This window comes from Syntrophotalea acetylenivorans, from assembly GCF_001887775.1.
Classification (GTDB): Bacteria; Desulfobacterota; Desulfuromonadia; order Desulfuromonadales; family Syntrophotaleaceae; genus Syntrophotalea_A; species Syntrophotalea_A acetylenivorans.
In genome coordinates, this window is the sequence record NZ_CP015519.1 from 1,451,178 (window position 1) to 1,477,250 (window position 26,073).

Annotated in this window: 17 protein-coding genes; 11 read left to right on the forward strand and 6 right to left on the reverse strand. The window is 54.2% G+C overall.

Annotated features, from left to right (window positions below):
- The first annotated feature begins 229 nt into the window (after window positions 1-229).
- Entirely contained in the window at window positions 230-2,008 is a 1,779-nt protein-coding gene (locus A7E78_RS06635; RefSeq protein WP_072283495.1) for a sensor domain-containing diguanylate cyclase, read from the forward strand.
- 215 nt (window positions 2,009-2,223) lie between these two features.
- Here the strand turns inward: A7E78_RS06635 and A7E78_RS06640 are convergent, their stop codons facing one another.
- On the reverse strand, window positions 2,224-3,123 hold the full coding sequence (locus A7E78_RS06640) for a sensor domain-containing diguanylate cyclase (RefSeq protein ID WP_072283496.1): 900 nt from the start codon (window positions 3,121-3,123) through the stop codon (window positions 2,224-2,226).
- Between the two features lie 232 nt (window positions 3,124-3,355).
- Between A7E78_RS06640 and A7E78_RS06645 the strand changes: the two genes are divergently transcribed.
- Window positions 3,356-3,550, forward strand: coding sequence for a hypothetical protein (locus A7E78_RS06645; RefSeq protein ID WP_072283497.1), 195 nt, complete (start codon window positions 3,356-3,358; stop codon window positions 3,548-3,550).
- 130 nt (window positions 3,551-3,680) lie between these two features.
- On the opposite strand, the gene A7E78_RS06650 is transcribed toward A7E78_RS06645, so the two are convergent.
- On the reverse strand, window positions 3,681-4,454 hold the full coding sequence (locus A7E78_RS06650; RefSeq protein WP_072283498.1) for an ADP-ribosylglycohydrolase family protein: 774 nt from the start codon (window positions 4,452-4,454) through the stop codon (window positions 3,681-3,683).
- A gap of 271 nt (window positions 4,455-4,725) precedes the next feature.
- On the opposite strand from A7E78_RS06650, the gene A7E78_RS06655 reads away from it, so the two are divergent.
- The 6 genes from A7E78_RS06655 (at window position 4,726) to pgl (ending at window position 13,219) form a co-directional block, all read left to right on the forward strand.
- Window positions 4,726-5,412, forward strand: coding sequence for an ABC transporter permease (locus A7E78_RS06655; protein ID WP_072283499.1), 687 nt, complete (start codon window positions 4,726-4,728; stop codon window positions 5,410-5,412).
- 3 nt (window positions 5,413-5,415) lie between these two features.
- Complete coding sequence (locus tag A7E78_RS06660; RefSeq protein WP_072283500.1) at window positions 5,416-6,111, forward strand: ABC transporter ATP-binding protein; 696 nt, start codon at window positions 5,416-5,418, stop codon at window positions 6,109-6,111.
- Window positions 6,112-6,243: 132 nt separating this feature from the next.
- Complete coding sequence (locus tag A7E78_RS06665) at window positions 6,244-9,423, forward strand: ABC transporter substrate binding protein (RefSeq protein WP_072283501.1); 3,180 nt, start codon at window positions 6,244-6,246, stop codon at window positions 9,421-9,423.
- Between the two features lie 29 nt (window positions 9,424-9,452).
- A complete protein-coding gene (gnd, locus tag A7E78_RS06670) occupies window positions 9,453-10,871 on the forward strand; it encodes a decarboxylating NADP(+)-dependent phosphogluconate dehydrogenase (RefSeq protein WP_072283502.1) in 1,419 nt (472 codons plus the stop codon).
- The gene (zwf, locus tag A7E78_RS06675; protein WP_072283503.1) at window positions 10,868-12,349 is read left to right on the forward strand and encodes a glucose-6-phosphate dehydrogenase; all 1,482 of its coding nucleotides are present in this window, start codon (window positions 10,868-10,870) and stop codon (window positions 12,347-12,349) included. The genes gnd and zwf overlap by 4 nt, the downstream gene beginning before the upstream one ends.
- Window positions 12,350-12,529: 180 nt before the next feature.
- Window positions 12,530-13,219, forward strand: a complete 690-nt coding sequence (gene pgl / locus A7E78_RS06680) for a 6-phosphogluconolactonase (protein ID WP_072283504.1) — start codon at window positions 12,530-12,532, stop codon at window positions 13,217-13,219.
- On the opposite strand, the gene A7E78_RS06685 is transcribed toward pgl, so the two are convergent.
- A complete protein-coding gene (locus A7E78_RS06685; RefSeq protein ID WP_072283505.1) occupies window positions 13,183-14,073 on the reverse strand; it encodes a PHP domain-containing protein in 891 nt (296 codons plus the stop codon). The two genes, pgl and A7E78_RS06685, sit on opposite strands and share 37 nt — an antisense overlap.
- A gap of 248 nt (window positions 14,074-14,321) precedes the next feature.
- Here A7E78_RS06685 and A7E78_RS06690 point away from each other — a divergent pair, with 248 nt between their 5' ends.
- From A7E78_RS06690 to ptsP, 3 genes are all read left to right on the forward strand, one after another.
- Complete coding sequence (locus tag A7E78_RS06690) at window positions 14,322-15,278, forward strand: ABC transporter ATP-binding protein (protein WP_072283506.1); 957 nt, start codon at window positions 14,322-14,324, stop codon at window positions 15,276-15,278.
- Window positions 15,279-16,265: an ABC transporter ATP-binding protein gene (locus A7E78_RS06695; RefSeq protein ID WP_072283507.1), complete on the forward strand. Its 987-nt coding sequence runs from the start codon at window positions 15,279-15,281 to the stop codon at window positions 16,263-16,265.
- Window positions 16,266-16,358: 93 nt separating this feature from the next.
- The gene (ptsP, locus tag A7E78_RS06700; protein WP_072283508.1) at window positions 16,359-18,701 is read left to right on the forward strand and encodes a phosphoenolpyruvate--protein phosphotransferase; all 2,343 of its coding nucleotides are present in this window, start codon (window positions 16,359-16,361) and stop codon (window positions 18,699-18,701) included.
- On the opposite strand, the gene A7E78_RS06705 is transcribed toward ptsP, so the two are convergent.
- The 3 genes from A7E78_RS06705 to A7E78_RS06715 form a co-directional block, all read right to left on the reverse strand.
- Complete coding sequence (locus A7E78_RS06705; protein ID WP_072283509.1) at window positions 18,698-20,767, reverse strand: diguanylate cyclase domain-containing protein; 2,070 nt, start codon at window positions 20,765-20,767, stop codon at window positions 18,698-18,700. The two genes, ptsP and A7E78_RS06705, sit on opposite strands and share 4 nt — an antisense overlap.
- 294 nt (window positions 20,768-21,061) lie before the next feature.
- Window positions 21,062-23,713, reverse strand: a complete 2,652-nt coding sequence (locus tag A7E78_RS06710) for a valine--tRNA ligase (RefSeq protein WP_072283510.1) — start codon at window positions 23,711-23,713, stop codon at window positions 21,062-21,064.
- Window positions 23,714-23,844: 131 nt separating this feature from the next.
- Complete coding sequence (locus tag A7E78_RS06715; protein WP_072283511.1) at window positions 23,845-25,446, reverse strand: response regulator; 1,602 nt, start codon at window positions 25,444-25,446, stop codon at window positions 23,845-23,847.
- Between the last annotated feature and the right edge of the window lie 627 nt (window positions 25,447-26,073).

Consider the following 26,073-nt stretch of genomic DNA (forward strand, 5'->3'; position numbering starts at 1 on the left):
GTGTATATATCGCCTGGCAAAAGGCTGTTTTTCTTCTACCGGCAACAAATTTGGCACCACGGACCTTTATTTATTAGCGCTTCAGTAATTTTTTGTTTTGGTCCGCAACGTATTGTCGTTACAATGGGTTCCGGTAAATCCTGCTAGGCGACCAGACAGATTATAGCGACCAAACTGGGTTATGAATGCACGAGTCGAGTTGCATGAAACTCACGACATGAGGACTTCCATGACAACGGATGTTGACAAACCCCGGACGCAACTCAAGGCCGAACTGGCAGCAGCCCACCAGGAACTGGCAGCCCTTAGGCAGCAAATCGAAGCGGATCGCAAGGCACCGTCCATTGCCGCGCAGGTTCAAGACCTGAGTTCGGCTTGCCACACAGAAAACCAGAACGACCTTCAGCTGCGCCAGGCCAACCGGGATCTGCAACACTACAAGGGAATCGTTTCTTCCACCCCGGATCTGATCGCCCTGATCGACAGCGATTACGTCTGTCGGGTGGTTAACGACAGCTATCTAAACGCCTTTGCCCGCCAGCCCGGGGAAATCATCGACCGGCCCGTTGCCGAACTATTCGGCGAAGAGGACTTCGACAGCACTATTCGGCCCCACCTGGTTGAGGCTTTTAACGGTGATACGGTGCGATACGAGCGCTGGGTCACCTTTTCTTCCGGCGGCCGCCGACTGTGCGCCATCACCTTTCATCCGGTGCCGGAACCGGAGGGACCTATCTGTCACGTTGCCGCCAATATCCGGGATATCACCGAAGGCAAGCAGGCCGTGGTTGATCGTCAGCGAATTTTCGAAGCTTCTTTCGACATGCTCTGTTTCATCGGCATCGATGGCTGCTTCAAGGATCTCAATCCTTCCTGGACCCGCACCCTTGGCTGGAGCGTCGCCGAACTGCTTAACACACCTTGGCTGGATCTGGTTCATCCGGAGGATCGCCGAATTGCTGTCGAAGGTGAAGAGAGGCTGCTACTGAGGCAACAGACCGGCACCTGCGAATACCGGTTGCGCTGCAAGGACGGCCGCTATCGCTGGGTAGTCTGGAACGCCAGCGCCGATCTGGAGCGTCAGGAAATCTTTGCCACCATGCGTGATATCACTGACAGCAAATTAATGCAGGAAGCGCTCAAGTCCTCGGTTCGAAAGTACCGAACCTTTTTCGATTCTGCCGGCGACGCGGTATTCGTTCACGATTTCTCCGAGCGTTTACTGGATGTCAACCGAGTGGCCTGCGAACGTCTCGGCTACAGTCGGGAGGAGTTGCTGTCAATGCCGATGGACCGGCTCAAAAAGACCCAAACAGCCATCAGCTCCCCCCAACTGCTCGACAAAATTGAGGAGGACGGCCACGTCTCTTTCGAAGCCCACCATCAGACCAAAGACGGACGGGAACTGCTGGTCTGGACCAACGCCAAGCGCACGGAATACGACGGCCTACCTGCCATCCTCAGCATCTGCCGCGACATCTCGGAGCGCAAACGCATAGAGAACGAGCTACGTAATCTGGCCATCACCGACTCCCTGACCGGCGCCTGGAACCGACGTTACTTTATCAGCCGCGCCAAGGAGGAGCTGGCCCGTAGCCTCCGCTACACTCCCCCCTTCGCTCTGCTGATACTCGATATCGACTTTTTCAAGCTGATCAACGACACCTACGGTCACGATGTCGGTGATGAGGTTCTCAAAAGCCTGACTGAACGCTGCCGCATGGAACTGCGGGAAACCGACGTTTTCGCCCGTTTCGGCGGCGAAGAATTCGCCGCCCTATTGCCACAGATCAGTCGGGAGAATGCTTTGTTGACCGCGGAACGCCTTCGCACCTCCATAGCCACCATGCCGATGGAGCAGATCAGCGAAACCTTTTCCATCACCGTCAGCATCGGCATATCTCTCTTTAACGGCCAGGAAACTTCCATCGAAGAATTGATAAAACAGGCCGACCAGGCCATGTACCGGGCAAAAAAACAGGGACGCAACCGCGTCGAGTTCTTCTAGCTCCCGATTGTTCACCTGTTAAAGACGAAAGCCCCACCGAGAACTATCATCGGCAGGGCTGTTTCGTTTTGGACGATTGAAAACAGAAAACACTCAATATCGATCAAAAACGCCGGCGGCGCAAAAAACTATAGGATGGCTAAGCAAAAATAAACATCCAGCATCTCGAAATCCTTTAAAAAGGCCGCAACCATAGAGGGGTTTTTGCGAGGCCGTCAAATATCGCTGGTCAAACAGTTTTTACCCCTGTTTTTACTTTGATACATCAACTCATCAGCCCGCCCGACAAGATCGGTTAAAGAATCGCCGACTTGCGCCAAGGTTGCGCCAACCGATACCGTGACCCCCACGGAGCCATCTTCCTGTTGCAGCCGGGAACTCTCGATCAACATACGCAGCCGCTCGCCGATGGCTATCAACTCTGCCCCTTCTATATTGCGCACAAGCCCGATAAACTCTTCCCCACCCCAGCGACCGAAAACATCGAAAGGCCGGCATATGTGCTTAAGGTTTCTGGCCACCATCTGCAGCACCTGATCGCCAAAACCATGCCCGAAATTATCATTGATATATTTGAAATTATCAATATCGATAAACAACAGACCAAACGGCCATCCATACCGAGCTTGCTCTTGCAGATGGCTTTCGATCTCTCTCTCGAAATAATTACGATTGACCAACCCGGTCAAACTATCGACCAACGCCAGTTGTCGTAATTCCTCCAACTGAAGCAGCACGCCGGTCTTTTCGCTGAGATCCTGGAACAGTTCAACCCCACCCATGACCCGACCATCGGCTCCGGGCAAGGGGCGAATACGCACGGCCACCGGCACCCTGTGCCCATGCTTATGGCGAAGATAGACCTCCGACTCGATGTTTACATTACCCTCGATCGCTCTGGACAGGGGGCAGCCATTTTCACAGAGCGCGTTTCCTTGTGCATCGACATGGTTAAGGATATTGTCGTAGCAGTGGCTGCCCATCACCTCTTCGGCGCTGAATCCGGTAATCTCCTCAGCCGTGCGATTCCAGAAAGTTATTCTTCGCTGAGTGTCGACGAAATAGAGGCCATCATAAAGATGATCGAGAAGCTGCAAATAATCGGGTTGAGACAAAAGAAACTCCTTGCGGATGCATTCACTGGAAAACGGGGATCAGCTGAATACTCAAGTACCTGAATATCTTGTTTTTAATCATACGATTTTATCCAGCAACATTGCAATGCCACCCTCAAAAAAAGGGTTTAAGCTCCAACCGTTGATTTCCTGCTGATTTCTAGTGTTATAATCAAGGAGAAACTGTATCTACCGCTACTCAGAGCGGTACACCCAGAAGCAGGAGGACATCATGGCAGGTAAAATTTTTTATCGGGAACGCAAAAAGTTTGTAGACGGTGCAAAAACCCCTCGCTACATCGTCAGTGCTGTCTCCGACGTAAATCTCAAGGTTTACAGCAAGCACATGCGTATGAGCGAACTGAAGCAAGTAGCCGAGGCATTGGGCGCTGAACTGGTGGCCCTGAAGCGGGGTCCTAAGCACTGACCTTAACTCAAACATGACATGAAATAAGCAAAAGGCCCTTACCTGCTGGTGAGGGCCTTTTGCTTTTCGCTGTCCCGTCCTGAAATCAGCTGCTATCGAACCTTACCGAAAAACTCCTGTGCATACGGTTCTACCCTTCGCCCAAAGTTGAACGAAATAGTCTGACTACATCCGTCAGCGGTTCATCCAGTCGAGCCCAGACCTGCTCCGCGATCCAGGCAGGCACTTCGCCATAAAACGCTTCGGCAATACCGCCAGTGATACAGGCGATAGTGTCGCTGTCGCCACCGATGGAAATAGCATTGCGAATGGCATCCTCAAAGTCATTCGCCTCAAAAAATGCCTGCAGAGCCTGAGGAACCGACCCCTGGCAGGTGACGTCAAACCGGTAAGAAGGTCGAATATCATCGAGGGTAAAATCGAAACGATAACCGAACCTCTCAACGATGAAGTCCCGAATATCCGCCTTGTTCTCACCGATGCGGGCCAGAAAAATAGCGGCAGCGGTTGCCTGTGCTCCCTTGATCCCTTCGGGGTGATCATGAGTGACTGCGGCGCTGTTGCGAGATTCACTCAGGACCGTCGAAAGATCGTTAAAATACCAACCGACCGGGCTGACCCGCATAGCCGAACCATTGCCAAAGGAACCATAAGGTTGCCTGACTTCGCTGGCAGCCCACTGCTGAAACCGACCGCCGTAACCGGCGGTGGGATAGCGGCGATAGTACTCCTTGAGACTATCCGTAAAGGGAGTGCCGCTCAATAAGCTGTCAGCCAAAGCAACCGTCAGTACCGTATCGTCGGTAAAACAGCTGGCGTCGGTAAATAGATCGAAATCTTTGCTCTTGTGATTATGCCACTCGAAACGGGATCCGATGATATCACCGGCGATGGCACCAAGCATAACGCCTCCCTCATCTTGTGCGGTTCGGTTTGGTCCGAACCGTGGTCTTGTTATCAACCGTTATCGTTACGAACGAATGACCAAGCAATATTTCACCCAACCAAAGCCAACAGGGTTTAAATTCCGCCATATAGCCTACTGCCAAACGGTATTGACTTTCACCTACCCCTTTATATATCCTAAGCAGCCTTCACAGAGGCAGCCATCATGCTGGCATTTTAACTTATTTAAGAATTTTGTCCGTTATCGTTTGACCGCAAGGAGCGTCCCTTTGGACTTTCTGCTCGAATCATTAATCCAGGCGCTACAGCTGATCCTTTCCTACGATCCCGAAGTTTACATGACGGTCTGGACCTCTCTGTACGTGTCGTCCATTGCCATCATCCTTGCTTCTTTGGTCGGCATCCCGACGGGCCTGCTTATCGGCACCTGCCAATTTCCTGGAAAACGCATCGTCATCACCCTGCTCAACACCCTGATGGCCCTGCCAACGGTAGTGGTCGGCTTGGTCTGCTATGGCTTCTTCAGCCGTATGGGACCTCTCGGCAGCTGGGGACTGCTCTTTACCCCCTGGGCCATGGTGATCGGCCAAGTCATTCTGGCCACCCCGATCATTGCCAACTATACCATTGGCGCCCTGAGTGCCGCTGATAAGCGAATCATACCCACCGCCTTGACCCTTGGCGCCAGTTCTTTCCAGAGCTCCCTTCAATTATTACAGGAAATCCGCTTTGGTGCCATGGCGGCCATCATCGCCGGCTTCGGCCGAGTGGTCGCCGAGGTCGGAGTGGCAATGATGCTCGGCGGCAACATTCGCGGTTTTACCCGCACAATGACCACCGCCATTGCCCTTGAAACCAGCAAAGGGGAATTCGCTTTCGGCCTGGCTCTCGGTCTGTTCCTCATGACCGTGGCCTTGCTGGTCAACCTGTTCCTCAACCTGCTGCAGCAGAGGTAAGCCGTGAAGCCCATCCTATCGGTTCGCAATCTTCAAAAAAGCTATAATGGTCACGTTGTGCTCAATATCGAGGAGCTCGACTTCCTGCCAAACCGCCTTTACTCCCTGGTCGGTCCCAACGGTTGCGGCAAAAGCACTCTGTTGCAAATCCTGGCTTTATTAATGAAGCCCACAAGCGGTGCCCTGCTCTTTCAAGAACAGGCGATCCCGTGGAAACGTCGCGAATTACAGAAGATTCGCCGTCAGGTCACCCTGGTTCACCAGTCGCCATACCTTTTTCACCGCTGTGTTCGGTACAATCTCGCCTACGGTCTGAAGATTCGCGGTATTCATGGCGACGAACAACACCGGCGAATTCATGAAGCCCTGGACTTGGTTGGGCTATCCGGCTTCGGACGGCGAAACGCCCGGGAACTCTCCGGCGGCGAGCAGCAGAGGGTGGCCATTGCCCGCGCCCTTTTGCTGCAGCCCAAGGTACTGCTTATGGATGAGCCGACCTCAAACATGGATAAAAAAAGTATCGAAACTTTCGATTCGCTCATCCCGACCCTGATTGAACGAGAGATCACTATCATTCAGGCGACTCACCTGCCGGATCAACCGCAGCGTCTTGGCAGTGAAATTATCGCCATGGACCAGGGGCAACTCGTTAAATCTGACTCCCCCTCTACATCCGTCCTGCCTATCGCCCGGCAATAACACTTCCTTCCGTATCCAACTCTATATTCAAATAAATATGAAATCCGGCGGCAGCCTTAAAATTTTCTAGTATTATATAACCCTGCAACTCATCACATCCTGTCACAACATCAGCAAGTGAAAGGAAATAGAGTGAAAAGGGTTCTGTTCCTGCTATTGCCGCTGTTGTTTTTCACCGGTGAAGCTTCGGCCAAACGAAATATCCTGTTGCTGCATTCCTATCACCACGGCTACGAGTGGACCCATAACATCACCACGGCCATGGAAGCGGTTATCAACCGCGAAATTCCCGATGCCGAACTGTTCATCGAGGAAATGGACACAAAACGTCACCTCCCGGCAAAACTCTTCCCGCAACTTCATCAATTTTACAGCCAAAAATACGCCCGACACACTTTCGATATTATTCTCTGTTCCGACGACAACGCCCTCGACTTTCTTCTCACTTACGGCGACGACCTCTTTCCCGGTGTGCCTGTGGTATTCTGCGGCATCAATAACTTTAAAGACGGTCGTTTAGCCGGCCACCAAAACTTTACCGGGGTGGCTGAATCAAATGACTATGCTGGTAACCTGGAGATTGCCCTGACCCTCCACCCCGCCACGCGCCATGTAGCCTTGGTTGGCGACCGGACACCCTCGGCTATGGCCAACCTTCAACGATTGCGCGAACTCGCCCCGCGTTACGACGACCGCATTGATTTCACCGAATTGGTCGGCCTCAGCACCACGCAATTGAAAGAGGCCCTGATTTCACTGCCCACCGACACAATTGTTTTCGATTGCAACTTCTATAGGGCCGCCGAAGGCCGTTACTATACCGTCTCAGAAAGCAATGCTTTTATCAGCCGCTACAGCAAGGGCCCGGTTTACGTCTTTGGCGACCATTTAATCAAGGGAGGAGTTATTGGAGGATTGGTTGTCAGTGCTGGTCAGCAGGGCGAAACTGCCGCGCTACTGGCCTTGAGAGTCCTGCGCGGAGAACAGATAAGTGATATTCCAGTGGCCCGGGCCAGCCCTAACATCTATATATTCGATTATCGGGCTCTTAAACGTTTCGGTATCGACAGAAAACAACTTCCGCAGGGCAGCCGTCTGGTCAACGTACCTGCGACCGTCTCTGCGGCCCAGCGCCGAAAGCTCCTCATCGCCCTGGTATTGGCCACAAGTTTTGCCGGCCTGGCCTTATCCCTTACCATCGCCCTGTTACAACGAAGACGGGCTTACAAAGCCCTGCGACAAAGTAAAGGAACTCTCAAAGCCATACTCGGCAGCATCAACGACCCCATGTGCATGATGGACCGGCAGAGGAAGGTACTCTGGGCCAATGTCCCCGCCAAAAGACTTTACGGCGAGCATGTAGTCGGCAAAAGGTGCTATGAAATCCTTCACCATCGTAGCGAACCTTGTTCCGGACCCTGCCCGGCTCTGCAAGCCTTTGCCGAAGGCAAAATCCATGACAAACAGACCTGCATTACCGACCCGCAGGGCCGCATACATCATCTTCACTGTACCGCTAACGTCGCCCTGCGTGACGAAAAGGGAGAACCGTCAACAATCCTGAAAATCTACCGTGACCTCACCGCCATAAAACAGACCCAGAAGGACCTGTACCTGGCCAAATATTCCATCGACAGCTCGATCACCCCTTTCGCCATGGCCAACCTCGAAGGCAATCTGTCCCATGCCAACCGAGCGTTTCTCGACCTGTGGGGTTACGACCAGCTTGAGGATATTCAGGGCCGTGACCTGCGTTTTTTTCACCACAACCCAAAGGATGTAGAGGCAGTGCTTCAACAGCTTGCCTGCAAGAGATCCTGGCAAGGTCAAATTAAATCCCGCCGCCGGGACGGTTCTCTGTTTACTGCCGAAGTTCTGGCCCATGTCGTCACCGATCCTGACGGAACCCCCCTTTGCCTGACCGGCTCCTTCGTCGACATCACCGACAAACTCCACAGCGAACGGGAAGTGCAGCGACTGGCCTATTTTGATGAACTGACGGGACTTCCCAACCGGACACTGCTGGCCGATCACATGGATCTGGCTTTTAATCAGGCACGACGCTGCGATGAATTCGCAGCAGTGTTGCTATTGGACCTGGATAATTTCAAACAGACCAACGATACCTTCGGCCACGCTAAAGGCGATCTGCTATTAAAACAAGTCGCTCTTCGCCTACAATCAACCCTGCGGAAATGCGATACTCTGGCCCGATGGGGCGGTGATGAGTTCGTCTTGCTGATAACCGGCATGAAGAGCGAATTGGCCACAGCCAACGTTGCCAAAAAAATACTTGATCTTTTGACCGAACAACCCTTTGAACTCAATGGAAGCGAGATCTTCACCTCGGCCAGCGCAGGCATCGCACTCTTTCCTCGTGACGGCAATGACAGCGAAACCCTCCTTAAGCATGCTGATATTGCCATGTACGAAGCAAAGCGGGACGGTCGCAATGATTTCCATTTTTTCTCTAAACAGATCCAGCAAAAGGCAATGGTCCGTCACCGGCTCGAAACCAACATGCAAAGGGCTCTACGCCTGGAGGAGTTCCATCTGGTATACCAACCTCAAGTTAATTTATGCTCCGGCCAAATAGTCGGCGTCGAGGCCTTGGTGCGTTGGCAGAGCGACAACCTGGGAATAATTCCCCCTTGCGAATTTATCCCTATTGCAGAAGAAACCGGTTTGATACGCCCATTGGGCGAATGGATTTTACGCACAGCTTGTCAGCAAGCGGTGACTTGGCAGCATACAAACCATCCGCCCCTGAGATTGGCGATCAATTTATCCGTATGTCAGCTTGGCCAACCCAACCTGGTAGAGCTCATCGTTAAAATTCTCAGGGAGACAGGCCTGCCACCGCAGTTATTGGAATTAGAAATTACCGAAAGCGTGTTTATGAAACAGAAAGAATCGGCGACGCTGATCCTCGGACAACTACAACAGCTGGGCATTCAGATCGCCATCGACGATTTCGGTACCGGCTATTCATCCTTGAGCTATCTTAAAAACGTCCCCATCGATCGCATCAAGATCGCCCAGGAGTTTGTCCGTGATATTCCGGAGGACCCGGATGATGTCGCCATCGTTCAAGCCATTATCGCCATGACCTCTCGCCTGGGGTTGAAGCAGATCGCCGAAGGTGTTGAAACTATTGACCAGCTGGACTTTCTGCGGCAACATGGATGTCACGACATGCAGGGCTATTACTTCGCCAAGCCGATGCGTGCAAAACAATTGATGGATTTTCTAAGCAAGGCGGCAACGGAAAACCTGAATACCCTTGTTGAGGGAAACTACCCTGCACCCTGAGTATCACTCCGGAACTAAAAGGATTCTGTATGCCTCAAGGGGATATCGGCCTCATCGGCCTGGCCGTCATGGGTCAAAATCTGGCACTCAATATCAGCGACCATGGCTTTTCCGTCGCAGTCTATAATCGCACCACCAGCAAGACGGAGGCCTTTTTAAAAGGCTCGGCCGCCGACAGCAGCATCATCGCCACCACTTCTCTGACAGAACTGGTAAACGCTCTTAAACCACCCCGCAAGATACTGCTGATGGTTAAGGCCGGTGAGGCAGTCGATGCCCTGCTTGAGCAACTTACTCCCCTGCTGTCACCAGGGGATATTGTTATCGACGGCGGGAATTCTCATTATCAGGATACGACTCGGCGCTGCAGCCAGTTCGCAGAGCAGGGCCTGTGTTTTGTCGGCTGTGGCATCTCCGGCGGCGAAGAAGGGGCACGGCACGGACCGGCATTGATGCCAGGCGGGCATTCCAACGCCTGGCCCGAGCTGCAACCGATATTCGAGGCCATTGCCGCCCGGGTAAAGGGCGAACCCTGTTGTCGATGGATGGGAGAAGGCGGCGCAGGTCATTATGTCAAGATGGTCCATAATGGCATCGAGTACGGCGACATGCAGCTCATTGCCGAGGCCTACCAGCTGATGCACGACGGCCTTGGCCTGTCGGCAACAGAGCTGCAAACCATCTTCCAGGACTGGAACCGGGGGCCTCTCGATTCCTACCTTATTGAAATTACCGGGAAGATCCTTGGAGTCATGGACAAGGACGGTCAGGCCCTGCTCGACAAGATTCTTGATGCTGCAGGTCAGAAGGGTACCGGCAACTGGACCGTGGCCAGCGCCCTGGAACTCGGCGTACCTTTGACCCTGATCGCCGAGGCGGTCTTTGCCCGCGCCCTTTCGTCCCGTCACCAGGAGCGGCAGGTTGCGGCTCAACAATTGGGAGCTTCCGGGAAACGCCTGGAGGCTGCCGAGCATGAGGTTATTGCTGCGGTTCACGACGCTCTGTACGCCGCTAAAATCATCTCCTATGCCCAGGGATTCATGCTGCTGCGAGCTGCAGCAGAAACTTTCGGCTGGGACCTAAACTATCGCGACATCGCTCTGACCTGGCGAGGCGGCTGCATTATCCGTAGTGCGTTCCTCGACGATATCGCCCGCGCTTACGACCAACAACCAGAACTTACAAACCTGCTGCTGAACGAGTTTTTCAGCGACGCCCTCAGCCGAAGTGAAACCCACTGGCGACAAACCATTTCACTCGGCAGTCACCATGCTATCCCTCTGCCCGCCATGGCCGCAGGCCTGGCCTTTTTCGACGGCTATCGCTGCCCTCGCTTGCCGGCCAACCTGTTGCAAGCTCAACGGGATTTCTTCGGTGCCCATCAGTACGAACGCCTCGATTCGCCACGGGGAACCTTTTTTCACAGCGACTGGAACGATCAGCCATGAAAGAACCATGCACCATCATCATCTTCGGCGCTACCGGCGACCTGTCCCGGAACAAATTGCTGCCGGCCCTCTACCACCTGGAAGCTGCCGGCCGCCTGCCCGAAGGAACCCGTATCGTGGCATCCGGCCGTCGTCCCTGGCAACCGCAACAATGGCAACAGGAAGCGCGTCAGGCGATTGTCGATAAAGCCCGAGGAGGCATTGACGAAGCAACCTTCTCCCGCTTTATCGAACGCAGTGAATATTATCGAGGCGACCTTGACCAAGGGGACCTCTACCAGGAGCTGGCAGAGCTGATGACCAACCGCCAGCGCTTTTCTGCCAATATCATCTTTTATATGGCTGTCAGTCCAAGCGCTTATGGCCCGATTGTCGAGCATCTGAGCAACGTCGGGCTGTTACAGGAAGAAGAAGGCTGGCGACGGATCGTTCTCGAAAAACCCTTTGGCTATGACCTGAAAAACGCCACTGAATTACAAAGCCAACTAAGCCGGTTCCTGGAAGAGAAACAGGTCTATCGCATCGATCACTATCTCGGTAAAGGAACGGTACAGAACATCCTGGTATTCCGCTTCGGCAACGTACTCATGGAGCCGCTGTGGAACCGCAATTACATCGACCATGTGCAAATCACCCATGCGGAACCGCAGGGCGTCGGCAGCCGGGCCGGCTTTTACGACAACGCCGGGGCAGTGCGCGACATGATTCAGAGCCACCTGTTGCAGCTGTTAACCTTCGTTGCCATGGAAGCTCCCATCTCCATGGATGCCGAAGCCCTGCACGATGAGAAGCTCAAGGTGCTGCGCTCCATTCGCCCCCTGGCTACCGAAAATCTTGATCGTTGTGCGGTCCGTGCGCGCTATAGCAGCGGCACGGTTGCCGGTCAGCCGGTCCAGGCTTATCTGCAAGAGCCCGGTGTTTCTCCGGACAGCCGTACCGAAACCTATGCCGCCCTTAAGCTCTTTATCGACAACTGGCGCTGGTCCGGGGTCCCCTTTTACTTGCGTACCGGTAAACGGCTCGCCGAGAAACAATCGATGGTGTCCATCTGCTTCAAACACCCTCCGCAACAGTTTTTCCGCGCCAGCCACATACGATGCGAAGCATCGAATTGGCTGTTAATGGGCATCCAGCCCGACGAATGCCTGCGTGTGGAAATGACCGTCAAGGCACCAGGGCTTGAGATGGCCACCCGCCGTACCGGCCTGGATGCCAGTTACCGCCGCACGGATGAAGTGGCTAACGATGCTTACGAAGAACTGCTGCTCGACATCATGAAGGGGGATCGCTCGCTCTTTTTAAGCTATCGAGAGGTACAGAGCGCCTGGCAGGTTGTCGACCCGCTCTTGCAAGGCTGGGCGGCGCAAAAGGACGAAATTCCCGAGTATGCCGCCGGCAGTTGGGGCCCGGTAGAAGCCGACCGGCTGTTCGACGAGAAGTGCCGCTTCTGGCGCAATTCCCTTGAGCTATTGCCCTGAACCACCAGTGTCCTGTTTGGTTAGTCGTGTCAAGTAATTCTGAGAAATTTTGGTTGTTGTCAAGGCGCGCCGACGCAGGCCTAGCCCGGGCTAAACCGAGGAGGTGCAACGCAGACAGCGGCCAAAAGGACCAGAATTAGAAGACAGGATTAACCGCACAGGGCACTAGGAGGATAAGGGATGAAAACTGTTCACTGGGAACTGGCAAAGGATGAGGAGGAGGTGGCTGCCCGGGCCTGCCGACAGGTTCTGCTGGCCGCCAATCAGGCCATTGCGGCACGCGGCCGATTTCGCATTGTCCTGGCCGGTGGCCGGACTCCCGAACAAACCTACAGATTGCTCAGCGAGATCGACACCGACTGGCACCGCTGGCAGATCTACTTTGGAGACGAACGTTGCCTGCCCGTAGACGACCCGCAACGCAACAGCTTAATGGCAAGCCGGGTTTGGCTCAACCGCGTGGCCATCTTGCCGGCCAACATTCATGCGATACCCGCCGAACTTGGCCCCCTAAAAGCTGCCCAATCCTACGAGCCACTGGTGCGTGAGGCCCTTCCCTTCGACCTGGTACTGCTCGGTCTTGGCGGCGACGGGCACACCGCCAGCCTCTTTCCTGACATGCCGGTCCAAAAGAAGACCCTGGTACAGCCGGTGTTCCATGCCCCCAAAGCACCCTCGGAACGGGTTACCCTGAGTGCCGCCGCCCTGAGTCAAAGCCAAGATATTCTCGTATTGGTTAGCGGCGAGGAAAAAAGGCAGGCCCTCGCCGCCTGGCAAAGAGGCGAGAGTTTGCCCATCAGCACTCTGCAACCCCTGGGTGATATAACCGCTATCTACGACCGCGAAGCCAACCCGGGATCACCGGCCTGACGTTGGGTGGCAGCGGACCGCAAGTCCTCCACGCACCGATAAGGCACCCGTAAGTTGCCCCGCAAACCACCAATTACCAGCTCCTCCTCATGTCCACCATGAAAATCGGAGCCACCTGTTATCAGCAACCTACGGCGATTAGCCTCACTTAAAAGCCAGTCGATATCGTCGTTACTGGCTTGATTACTGTAAACCTCGATACCTTCCAGACCACAATCCACAAAATCATCAAACAGTTGCGCCAGCACCTTCCGATCCCGGCTGATATAAGCGGGGTGGGCCAAGGAGGTTACGCCGCCAGCTCGTTGAATAAGGGCTATCGCCTCCTCGATAGGGAAAAACCGTTTCGCCACATTGCAAGGCACCAGATAACGATCAAAGGCCTCGTCTTTAGACCGGACATGACCTTGGGCCATGAGTTCCAAGGCAATATGAGGACGGCCCAGTGTGCCTCCGGCTCGCTGGCGAATAGCCGCGAAGTCCAAAGGAGCGCGCCCTTCGGCTGTCAGACGCTGATTAATTCGTGTCACGATCTGCTCGTTACGGCCATTGCGAAAATCACGGAATTCCGCCAGGGCAGCACACAGCTCCGGATGGTGCGGATCGAAACAGTAGCCGAGCAAATGAATATCTTGAAAACTCTGCCAGACCACCGACAACTCTACCGCAGGCAAAACCTCCACAGCGCAACTATGACCTGCAGCCATCGCCTCGTCGATGCCATCGACATTATCGTGGTCGGCAATGGCGACTGCCAAAAGTCCGGCAGCGGCTGCTTTACGGACCACCTCCCCCGGAGGCAAGGCCCCGTCGGAACAGTTGCTGTGCAGATGCAAGTCGATCCAGCGTGACATATTCTCTCCGTTAACAATGAAAATACTGCCTGTCCCTTTGCCTTGTTCGGGCTGTTTAAAACACCTGAGGGGCATGACAACTATACAGATTTTGACAAAACTTACCACTGGTTGCCATGTTACGATCTTCCGGAGATTCTAACACGGCACCCCGCTTCGTGATACCAAAACTGCTGCCGAAGGTCCGCTTGACCGCTACCGTTATTCCATGTAGATTTATTCGCGCCAACACCTGTAAAGGATACCGCATGAGCCCATTGCTCGACGTCCGCAACCTGATGACTTACTTTTTCACTACCGCCGGTCTGGTCAAGGCAGTGCGAGGTCTCGAATTCAGCATCGACCGGGGCGAAACCCTGGCGCTGGTCGGTGAATCGGGCTGCGGCAAGTCGGTCACGGCCCTGTCGCTGTTGCGGCTGGTGCAACCCCCGGGGCGGGTCGTCGAGGGAGAACTACTGTTTCAGGGCGAGGATTTACGCCGCCTGCCACCCAACGAAATGCGTCGGGTCCGGGGCAATAGAATCTCCATGGTCTTTCAGGAGCCGATGACCGCCCTCAATCCGGTGTTGACCATCGGTGAACAAATTGCCGAAGTGCTGCGCCTGCACAGAGCGGCCAGCAGGCAGGAAGCTTTAACCGGCGCCGCTGACCTGCTGCAACAGGTCGGTATCGGCGACCCCCATCTTCGCCTTCGGGAATATCCTCACCAACTCTCCGGAGGCATGCGCCAGCGTGTTGTCATCGCTATGGCCCTGGCCTGCGCCCCTGACCTTCTCATAGCCGACGAACCGACCACAGCTCTGGATGTGACCATTCAGGCCCAGATTCTGGACCTGCTCGAGCAACTGAAGGAACAACAAAAAATGGCGACTCTGCTGATCACACACGACTTGGGCATCGTGGCTGAGACAGCGGACAAGGTGGCGATCATGAATGCAGGACTGATCATGGAGTATGCTCCAACGGCCACATTGTTTTCCCGGCCAACTCACCCTTACACCCAAGGGCTTCTGGCTTGTATCCCACGCCTTGGCGACAAACGTCATCGGCTGCCGATTATCACAAACAGATCACAATCAGGTGAAACACCCGTGGGCCAATCTTTCCTCGACGGTCTCAATCCCCCCTTCGCCCCAGTACGCAACAAGCTACCGTCCCTGGTGGAAATAGAACCGAACCACTTCGTACGTTGCTGGAGAGATTAAATGGAACCGTTGCTTGAGGTCCGAGGCCTCGCCAAGTCGTTTTTAACCTCCCCCGGCCCTCTTGGCGGAAAGCGCCGTGTTCTCAAAGCGGTGGACGGAGTCTCTTTTGCCTTGCGACGCGGTGAAACCCTCGGTCTGGTCGGCGAATCGGGCTGCGGCAAGTCGACTACCGGCAAAACTCTTCTGCGCCTGCTGGAACCCGACGCAGGGGAAATATTATTTCGCGGTGAAAACATTCTGCAACGCTCTACCCGCTCCATGCGCAGCCTACGCCGTGAAATGCAGATGATCTTTCAAGACCCTTACGCCTCTCTCAACCCCCGCCACCGCATCGGAGATATTATCGGTGAGCCGCTACGCATCCACCATCTGGCCAAAGGCCGCGCCCTGCGCCAGGAAATATTGCGGCTGCTGCAGATCGTCGGTCTGAAAGAAGAACACATCGACCGTTATCCCCATGAATTTTCCGGCGGCCAGCGCCAGCGAATCGGTATCGCTCGCGCTCTGGCTGTACGCCCCAGCTTGATCGTGGCCGACGAGCCGGTTTCGGCCCTCGATCTGTCCATCCAGGCACAGGTCGTTAACTTGCTCCAGGACGTACAGGAAGAGTTTGAATTAACCTATCTATTTATCGCTCACGATCTGTCGGTGGTGGAACATATCAGCGATCGGGTCGCCGTTATGTACTTGGGCCGTATCGTTGAACTGGCTGACGCGACGGACCTTTACCGGGCCCCGCGACATCCCTATAGCGAAGCGCTTCTTAACGCCGTGCCGACGCCGGACCCGGGGCGCCGCCATGCACGACGCCTGCTGCAAGGAGAGCCGCCCTCGCCTCTTGATCCACCCTGCGGTTGTCATTTTCATCCCCGCTGCCCCTATGCCCGTGATCTCTGCCGCCAACAGTCACCCACTCTACTCGACGCAGGCGGCGGTCATCTGGCAGCCTGTCACTTCAGCTCAGAGGTTGGGCGTTTTCGACATTGACCGGGCGTTTTTGGTCGCCAAACAATTCGACTTTGGGTATCATGAGGCCGTCTTAGTCCCATTTCATTTCACCCTAAAGCGCCCTGTGGAGCTATGCCTCAAACATCCGGAAAAAAACTTGGGGTCACCACCCTCGAGGATATCAGTGCCCTGATCCTGCAGTCCCACGACCTGAACGAGACGCTGAACAATATCGTCGCTCTGGTCGCCCGCCGTACTGCAGCTGATGTCTGTTCCATCTATCTTCTCGAAGAGAATGAAACGACCTTGCGCCTCTCAGCCACCCGCGGACTGTCTCCGGAATCGGTAGGCCAGGTTACCATGGAACTGGGCGAAGGCCTCACCGGCCTGGTGGTTGAAGAAGGCCGAATGGTCGCCACAGAAGAGGCTCAGGATCACCCCCGCTACCGTTACTTTCAGGAAACGGGTGAAGAGCAGTTTCATTCTTTTCTCGGCATTCCATTGATGGACCGCAAAAAGACCATTGGCGTACTGGTTATTCAGACCCGTGAACCACGGAGTTTTACCGCCGCCGAAACCAGTACCCTGTCGGCCATTGCCTTTCAAGTCGCCTCCATCGTCATCAATGCCCGGCTGCTCGACTTTATTCATCAAAAAGAGCAGGAAGCTCAGACTTTTGCTCTGGCCTTGGAAAAGAGCCGTCAGGCCCTGCAACCTGTCACCGAAACCACCCCCTCTGGTCAGGAGGGCCCCTTACGGGGTACGGTCGCCTATCCGGGACTGGCATCGGGAGCAGCCCATGTCATGGTGGATAGTGGCGGTTTTGCCGATTTTCTCGAAGAGGACCAGGTCGACCCCGAAGAGGAACTGGAGCGTATTGAACAGGCCCTTGAAAAGACCCGTATTCAAACAATCTATCTGGAAAAACGGGTAGCAGAAAAACTGTCACCCGACGATGCCTCGATCTTTCATACTCATCTGATGATCTTAGAGGACCGGGCCTTCCTGCAGCGTATTCAGCAACAGATCGAGGAACGCCATTGTGCCGCCTATGCTCTAAAAAAGGTCGTTGACCACTATATTGGTGCCTTTGAGCGTATGGATGACCCCTATCTGCGCGAACGGGCCGCTGACATGAAGGATATCGGTCGGCGCCTGGCAGCCAACTTGAGCGGCCGTGAAGATCAGGTTCTGCACCTAAAGCATCCCGGCATTCTGATCGCAAAGGAAGTTCTGCCTTCGGACATGGCGGCTCTTGATCACGAGCAGATTCTCGGCATTGTGACCGAATCGGGAGAAAAAAACTCCCACGCCGTGATCATGGCAAAGGCTCTCGGCATCCCGGCGCTGGTCGGGGTCAAAGGCGTCGTGAAACGAATCGCTCCGCAAGAACCGGTGATTCTCGACGCCAACTCGGGTTGCCTTTATGCCTCTCCACCAACGGCGATCATTGAGGAATACGACCGCCTGGAAGAGGAAGCAAGGAATGAATCGCACCGTCTTGAGGAATTCGCCCGACTTCCCGCCGTCACAAAGGACGGCACACCGGTGGTACTGCGAGCCAACATCGGGCTGGTCAGCGACATGGCCGTCGCCCAACGCAATGGAGCTGAGGGGGTCGGCCTCTACCGCACCGAGTTCCCTTATATGATTCGCGGCGATTTTCCCACTCGCGAAGAGCAGTACCGTCTGTACGCCCGAGTGGTCGAAGGCTTTGACGGTCAACCGGTCACCATTCGCACCCTCGATATCGGCGGCGACAAGGGGCTCCCCTATTTCAGTCCTCCCCCGGAAGAAAACCCTTTTATGGGCTGGCGCTCGGTCAGGGTGTCCCTCGACAACCGGGATATTTTTCGCACCCAGATCGAAGCGATCCTGATGGCCGCCTGCCACGGCCCGGTCAAGATGTTATTTCCTATGATCAGCGGCCTGGAAGAAATCCGAGCTTGCCACGAAGTCATTGCCGAGGCACGTCAGACTCTGTCCGCCGAAGGGATAAAGTTTGTAGAGAAAATTCCTGTCGGGGTGATGATCGAGGTGCCGGCGGCGGTTAAGATGGCGGGGCAACTGGCCAAAGAAGTGGACTTTTTTGCTCTGGGAACCAACGACCTGATTCAATATATGCTGGCGGCCGACCGTAACAATCCACTGGTCAACAAGTACTACGACCCCTTACATCCGGCCGTTCTGCTCGTTTTGCAGGAGGTAGCTGAGGTGGCCGCGCAGCAACAAAAAGGCCTTTGCCTGTGCGGAGAAATGGCCACTGACCCAGCTCATATTCTGATGTTGCTCGGCATGGGAATCCGGGAATTCTCCATGGCAGCCCCATTCATCCCGCGCATCAAGGCCTTCTTGCGAGACCTGTCCCTGAACACCGCGGAAGCGGCCGCAAAAAAAGCACTGTCCATGACGGACAGCGCCCAAATACGCCATTATCTGCAACAAGTATTGAACAATAATCTGGGCGGTGCCTAATATTGGCCAGATTCTTCCTCTTGCCCTTCAAGCTGGGCCAAGCGTAAATTTTCTTGCGCCTTCCACTCCATCTCCGCGGCAAAGAATTGAAAATTGTTGCGCCCCGACGCCTTGGCTTGATACATGGCGACATCGGCATGCTTAAGCAATGTTTCGACATCCTTGCCGTCCCTGGGAAAGAGGGCGACACCAATACTGGCAGAACAATTGATACGCTCTCCTCCCAATTTCATGGGCTGAGATAATACCTTGAGCAGTTTCCCGGCAATTTCCACTACGTTATTCCCCGGGCCGAGATGAGACAGAATAATGACGAATTCATCTCCCCCGAAGCGGGCTACCACATCGCTTTGCCGCAAACAACCTTCAAGACGCCGGGCAACGACTTGCAGCAACTGATCACCCGCCGAATGCCCCAGGGTATCGTTAACCATTTTGAACTGATCCAGATCGACAAACAGAACCGCCCCCGGTCGTTTTGAATGGAGACAGGCATTTACCGTGGCAAGGAGGCGCTCCTCAAACAATACGCGATTGGGCAACCCGGTCAGGGAATCGTAATAGGCCAGCCTTTTGATCTCTTCCGCACTGGCCTTGACTTGCGTGAGATCCTTAAGCAAATGAACAACCGAAGGTTCACCATCGGCACCCTCATGAACCAAAGTAGTGGTCTCCTCAAAAATACCAGGCAAACAGGTATCGATAAGTTCAGCCTGTCCTGGCCGGCCACTGGCGAGGGTCAAGCGCCCGGGGCAATAATCAGGAGGCTGATCGCTGCCGTGAATCAAGCGGTAACAGGGGGTGCCGATAATTTCATCGCCAGGCAGTTTAAACAACTCGCTGGCAGCTCGGTTAAGTCGCTGGATACGGCACTTTTTATCGACGACAAAAATTGCATCCTGCACCGAATTAAATGTTTGTTCCCAGTTCCGGGCCGCATCCCGCAGTTCTACCAGGCTTTTACCCAGCCGTTGGTGTTGCTCTCGCAGGGTTTTAGCCAACCCGCCGATCTCACCACCGGCATAATTTTGTTCCAAATCCGCTAAGGTTTTATCGACATCGCCCGCAGCAATGGTGGCAGCTTCCGGCGCATCGAAGGTGAGTTGCTCTGCAGCCTTCTGCAACCGGATAAGGGGAAAAGTCACTCGACGAATGGCCAGGGCACCGATCGCCGCGGCAAAAGCGGCACTGGCCAACAACACCCACAGAACCTTGATTCTAGCCAACCGCAGTGGAGCAAAAGCCTCGACGGAAGATTGTTGGGCGGCCACCACCCAGTCCAGGCTTTGAATGCGGGCAAAAGCCGCCAGCATGGCCACCCCCCGTGAGTTGACCGTTTCACCGGATCCTTCCATTCCCTGCAAGGCCTGATCATAGAGATGATTGGCACCGACGGGGACATCCCTTTTGCCGATGCGCTGCGCCAGAGGATGAAGAATCATCAACCGGGAACTGTCATAAACATAGATATAGCCGGTTTCACCGAAGTGACGTTGCGTAATGCCGCCCAGAGCACGGGGAGAAGCGAGCTGCACGGAACATCCGAGCAAGCCAAGCAGCTCTTTGTCCTGGCCCCACATAGGAGCCGTAAAGGTCACAACCAGCTGACCTGTGCGGGAAGAGACATAAGGATGCCCGATAATGGCACGCCGTTCCTGCACAGCCCGTTGATAATATTCTCGAAAGGCAAAGTTTTTGCCATGCAGCTCAGAATGCACGGGAAAATCGGCCTGCAGGTCCCCTTGGGGGGTGAGAACAAATAGACCATTTTCGAATTTCGGATAGAGTTTTTTTAATTGGCGAAGATAGCTTGCCAGACTGGCAGGTTCCCTGCCCTGCAATAAATGGCGAGGCAATTGGGCGGCCATTGCTTCGGTATCCTGCAATGTCTCGTCAAGATAACGATCGATGGCTTCAGCATTGGAGCGGGCAAGGGATTCAGCGCCCTGCAGAACAGATCGACGCAGAGATTGATGAAGAAGGGAGAGGGAGAAAAAGCCACTGGCAACAACACCAAGGACCACCACCAGGGCCATAAGCAAAGCTGTTTTGCTGCGAAGATTCATGATTACAGGCCCAAATGATGCTGAACTGCTAAAAGGATGTTGGGCTAAACGGGCCTGATCGAACAATTGTCTGTTCGAACCCTGGTTTCCGAGAATTTCAAACAAAACAGCAAGGCTATTTGGCTAAAATTGTCGGAGACTTGAGCCGGCCAGACGGATTTGCAGGAGTTTCATGGTAGGTCCAACGATGCCCGGGCCGGTGAAAACGAAGCGAACCGTCTACACCGACCCGGAACAAAAATCCGACCATATTCAATTTGCCGTTGAGTACAGCGTTAAGTTAGCCGCAGTCGGTCAGCTACAGATTTTGCTCAAGCTTTCCTGCAAGATGGCCCTTTTTTCCCTGGCCTCCTGCAATTTACTGCGATTCTTTTCCAGCACTTCCGGGGGAGCCTTGGCCAGGAAAGCCTCATTTTCCAGTTTCTTGCTGAACATGGCCACGTCCTTCTCGACCTTGGCAATCTCCTTCTGCAAGCGCTTCTTTTCTTCTTCCAGGTTGATCAGCCCGGCCAGGGGCAACAAAATCTCCACCTCGCCGGCAACCTGAGTAGCTGCTTGTTCCGGATGTTCGGCTCCCATACCGAAACACAGGTCATTGAGTTTGGCCAGGGCACGAATGTAGTTTTCACCCTCAGCCACCACATTAACGGCAGCGTCACTTTTACAATCGAGTACCGCAGGAATCTGCTTGCCGGGCGCCACATTCATTTCACCGCGAATATTACGGATGCCCTTGATGACCTCCATGATCAATTCCATCTTCGCCGCGCCTTGCGGGTTGGACGGAAAAACGTCGGCATTTGTATATGTGGCCAGCATGATCGACGAGGTCGGTCGTTCACCGGGCAGCACTTGCCAGATCTCTTCGGTGATAAAGGGCATGATGGGATGCAGCAGGCGCAGCAACTGCTCCAGCACGGTGAAAAGAACCTCCTGGGCCACCTGACGGCGAGCCACGTCCTCTCCGTAGAGATCTTCTTTACTCAGCTCGATGTACCAATCGCAGAATTCATGCCAGATAAAGGCATAGAGAGCCCCTGCCGCGTCGTTGAATTTATAATCGGCCAGAGCCTGTTCCGTCTGTCCGGCAACCACGTTTAACCGGGTGAGTATCCACTGGTCGGCCAGCGACAGCTTGGCTTGAGCAAGATCGATGGTTCCCGGCTTAAAGTCTTCCAGGTTCATCAGAGCAAAACGGCTGGCGTTCCACAATTTATTGACAAAGTTCCGGTATCCGGCAATCCGTTCCAGGGACAGCTTGATATCCCGTCCCTGAGCGGCAAAGGCCGCCAGGGTGAAGCGGAAGGCATCGGTCCCGTATTCGTCGATAACCGTCAACGGGTCGATAACATTGCCCTTACTCTTGCTCATCTTCTGACCGCTGGCATCCCGCACCAGGGCATGAATGTAGACCTCTTTGAAAGGTACTTCATTCATAAACTTGAGGCCCATCATCATCATCCGCGCGACCCAAAAAAACAGGATATCAAAGCCGGTTACCAGACAGGATGTGGGATAAAATTTATCCAGAGTGGCTGTCTTGTCGGGCCAGCCCATGGTCGAAAAAGGCCACAACGCAGAGGAGAACCAGGTATCTAATACATCGGTCTCCTGGCGCAATTGGCTGCCGCCGCAATGGCTGCAGACCGTAGCATCCTCACGGGTAACAGTGATCTGATCACAGTCGGCACAAAACCAGGCAGGGATGCGATGTCCCCACCAGATCTGGCGGCTGATGCACCAATCGCGGATATTGTACATCCACTCGAAATAGGTCTTTTCCCACTGTTGAGGGATAATTTTGGTACGCCCGTCCTCGACGGCGGCGATAGCCTGCTTGGCCAAAGGCTCTACCTTGACATACCACTGCAGGCTCATGTAAGGCTCGATGACGGTCTTGCAGCGATAACACTCGCCGACCGCATTGAGATGCTCCTCGGTGCGTTCCAGCAGGTCGCCCGCCTCCAGGTCGGCCAGTACCTTCTGCCGGGCGGCGCTCCGTTCCAATCCTTCGTAAGCGCCACCGTTGGCATTGACCACGCCCGATTCATCAAAAATATTGATAAATTCAAGGTCGTGGCGTTTTCCCATCTCGAAGTCGTTGAAATCATGAGCCGGAGTGATCTTCACCGCACCGCTACCGAATTCTTTGTCGACATAATCATCGGCGATAATCGGTATTTCGCGACCGACCAGAGGCAACACAACGCTCTTGCCGATCAGATCGGCATAGCGCTCGTCTTCGGGATGAACCGCCACAGCGGTGTCACCGAGCATGGTTTCGGGGCGCGTAGTGGCCACAACCAACACCTGGTCGCACCCCTTAACGGGGTAACGCAGATGCCAAAGCTGACCCTTTTGATCTTCGTGCTCCACCTCAAGATCCGAAAGAGCCGTGTGACACCGTGGGCACCAGTTGATTAAACGGTTGTCACGATAAATCAGTCCCTCTTCGTAGAGAGTGACGAACACCTCGCGCACCGCCTTGGATAAGCCCTCATCCATGGTAAAGCGTTCCCGCTCCCAATCGCAGGAAGCACCGAGCCGCTTAAGCTGATTGATGATCTGTCCACCCGATTCACCCCGCCACTGCCAGACCCGCTCAACGAAGCCATCGCGGCCCAAATCATGGCGGTCCCGCCCCTCCGCAGCTAATTGCTTTTCCACCACATTCTGGGTAGCAATACCGGCATGGTCTGTGCCGGGCTGCCAAAGAACTTCCGATCCGCGCATGCGCATCCAGCGGGCCAGGATATCCTGCAGGGTATTGTTCAAGGCGTGCCCCATGTGAAGCACACCTGTTACATTGGGTGGGGGAATAACTATAGAATAGCCAGGCTTTGAAGAAGCCTCATCGGCGTGAAACCTCCCGTCTTTTTCCCAGGAATCATACCACTTCCGTTCCACCTCGGAGGGCTCGTAACCTTTGGCAAGTTGTGCTTTCATGAACTATGAATCCTTCCGGAATTGCTGTTGCGGACGCAGCGTCCACTTGATATCGGACAAAAAGAAATGGGGATTTTAGCAATCCCCATTTCTACCGTCAATAGTCGTCATTTGCCGAGAAGATTTAAAAATCAATCCTGGGCGGCGGTAATGCGATGAATTTCTTGTTTGATCAGACTTTCCGCCAGATCGGGAACCACTTCCCAGGCGATTCTTTCCAGCATCGTGTTGGCCAAACGTTCGATGACCTTACCCGCCACCTGCTCAACGATGGCTGTGAGTTCTTCCTCGGAAAGCGATTGCACATGCTCGACTACGGTCTCTTTGCTGACCGGTTCGGCACCGGCAACTGCCAGCTCGGCCTCAACAACAGGTACAGTTTCAGCTTCCTCGTTGCCAGCCAGCTTGGAGATCAGGCCCTCGCTACGGAAATATCTCAAACCACTGACCTCGGAGGCAGCCGACTCAACAACAGGCGCTGGTTTCTCCTTCTGGGGCTCGACCAGTTTGGAGATCAGACCGTCGCTGCGGAAAAAGTTCAGGCCATCGGCCTCGGGAGCAGACGGTTCGGCAATCGCTGCGGGTTCCGGCGCTGCTTCCGGTTCCACTTCGATCTCCGGCTCTGCTGCGACTTCCGGTTCTGGGGCGACTTCCGGCTCGGGAAAAATATCGACGGCCTCTTCGTCACTCTGCGCAGAGACTTCCTCGGCAAATTGAAGTCCGCTAGCCTCTGCGGCCTGCTCCTCAGCGTCGGCAGGCTCCTCGAAGGTTTCCTCGGTAATTTCGAATCCGAACGGCTCTTCGACCTGCGTGGACTCTGCTTCATCCTCCGCGCCCATGGCAAGACTATCGGTGGTAGATTCGGCTGCCGTCAACTCGGCTTCCGTTGCCGATTCTTGGAGTGTAATGAATTCGAAGGTATCTTCCTCTTCCTGGGGAAGGTCTTCCGAAGCGTCCTCGATCAGCAAGTCGCTTTCATCCAAAAACAGCACTTCTTCTTCGGCCACTTCACCCGCAACATCGGAAACGGCTAAATCAGCGTCAGCGAAATCCACCTCGTTTATTTCGCCAAAGTCCGGAGCATCGATCTCGACGTCTGGTTCAAGTCCTTGTTCTTCAACCAGGGCAAGCGATTCTTCCTCTTGCTCAAGCAAGGGTTCATCATCCCAGAGACCATCCGCTTCCAACTCGACTTCGTCAATAGCTTCGCTCTCACCAACCGTTGCTTCGGCCAAAAACTCTTCGGTGCTTTCAGGGGCCAGGGTATCCGCTTCGAGGTCAGCCCACATATCCGGCTCAACAGCGGAAGGTTCTTGCACAGCGCTACTCTCACCTGCAGCTTCAGGCAGAGAAACTTGTGATGCAGAGCGGGCAAGAGCGCCGTCGATCTGCTCGATCAGCGCCATCGATTCAAATGGTTTGGCAATCCAACCATCGGCACCGGCAGCCAAGGCCTTGCTTTCGTCAAAGGCCTCAAAAGTACCACTCAGCAATAATACGGGCACCCCGGCAAGGGCAGGATCCTGTTTGACAGCGGCACACAGCTCATAACCATTTTTCCCCGGCATATAAACATCGGCCAAAACGATATCGGGTCTATCGGTTTGAGCCATAGCAAAAGCCGTATCGCCATTATCTGCAACATGGAGAGCATAATCGTCATCGGCCAGAATGATCTTTACAACCTTCTGTATCGTAACGCTGTCGTCAGCGAGCAGCACTTTTTTACTCATTCATGCCTCCTTATTTACCGGCAAATGAGCCAACGGGATTCAGCACATTCGGACCGGGTCGGCAATAGTTTGGTGCGGCACACCAAACATGCCAGATATTGGCATACACTTTTGAAACATTTATCGTTGGTCAATGCAAACCGTTAAATGCCTTCGACATTCTAAAACAGTCAGAAAAATTTACCAGGCAAGAGAGGCTCACAAAGGGGCTGAAAAACGCCTCAAAGCTAGCATAGCCCCTCGACCCTGTCAAGTATTTCAACCGGAGAATTCAGGGAGTTATGGAGCTTTGCGAGCCATTGAAACACCCCTGAAAAGCGCCACTTAAACAATCGCTAAACTTCCCCGAGGAACCATTTTCACCCCATCGCGAAGGGAGGACAGAGTGACCACATCGCATTACATACAAACGTTCCAGAAAAACTATCTTTACACCGCCAAAAGTTATGAACATGCAGCAAGGTTTCTCTACACCTGTAATCAACATTATTATTAACGAATTCCACCGCAAACTTATTTATGTAGAGTGATTTTCAAGTCTGGAGTAAGTCAGATTTTCTTCCCATCAATCAAGCACTCTAAAAACCACCTCAACCATTTCGACAATTACTAAAACCGAAACAATAT

Coding starts and splice junctions, on each gene's coding strand:
- ptsP (WP_072283508.1), top strand. CDS start 16,359: ATGCCTCAAACATCCGGAAAAAAACTTGGGGTCACCACCCTCGAGGAT.
- pgl (WP_072283504.1), top strand. CDS start 12,530: ATGAAAACTGTTCACTGGGAACTGGCAAAGGATGAGGAGGAGGTGGCT.
- A7E78_RS06685 (WP_072283505.1), bottom strand. CDS start 14,073: ATGTCACGCTGGATCGACTTGCATCTGCACAGCAACTGTTCCGACGGG.
- A7E78_RS06715 (WP_072283511.1), bottom strand. CDS start 25,446: ATGAGTAAAAAAGTGCTGCTCGCTGACGACAGCGTTACGATACAGAAG.
- A7E78_RS06690 (WP_072283506.1), top strand. CDS start 14,322: ATGAGCCCATTGCTCGACGTCCGCAACCTGATGACTTACTTTTTCACT.
- A7E78_RS06695 (WP_072283507.1), top strand. CDS start 15,279: ATGGAACCGTTGCTTGAGGTCCGAGGCCTCGCCAAGTCGTTTTTAACC.
- A7E78_RS06645 (WP_072283497.1), top strand. CDS start 3,356: ATGGCAGGTAAAATTTTTTATCGGGAACGCAAAAAGTTTGTAGACGGT.
- A7E78_RS06650 (WP_072283498.1), bottom strand. CDS start 4,454: ATGCTTGGTGCCATCGCCGGTGATATCATCGGATCCCGTTTCGAGTGG.
- zwf (WP_072283503.1), top strand. CDS start 10,868: ATGAAAGAACCATGCACCATCATCATCTTCGGCGCTACCGGCGACCTG.
- gnd (WP_072283502.1), top strand. CDS start 9,453: ATGCCTCAAGGGGATATCGGCCTCATCGGCCTGGCCGTCATGGGTCAA.
- A7E78_RS06635 (WP_072283495.1), top strand. CDS start 230: ATGACAACGGATGTTGACAAACCCCGGACGCAACTCAAGGCCGAACTG.
- A7E78_RS06710 (WP_072283510.1), bottom strand. CDS start 23,713: ATGAAAGCACAACTTGCCAAAGGTTACGAGCCCTCCGAGGTGGAACGG.
- A7E78_RS06705 (WP_072283509.1), bottom strand. CDS start 20,767: ATGAATCTTCGCAGCAAAACAGCTTTGCTTATGGCCCTGGTGGTGGTC.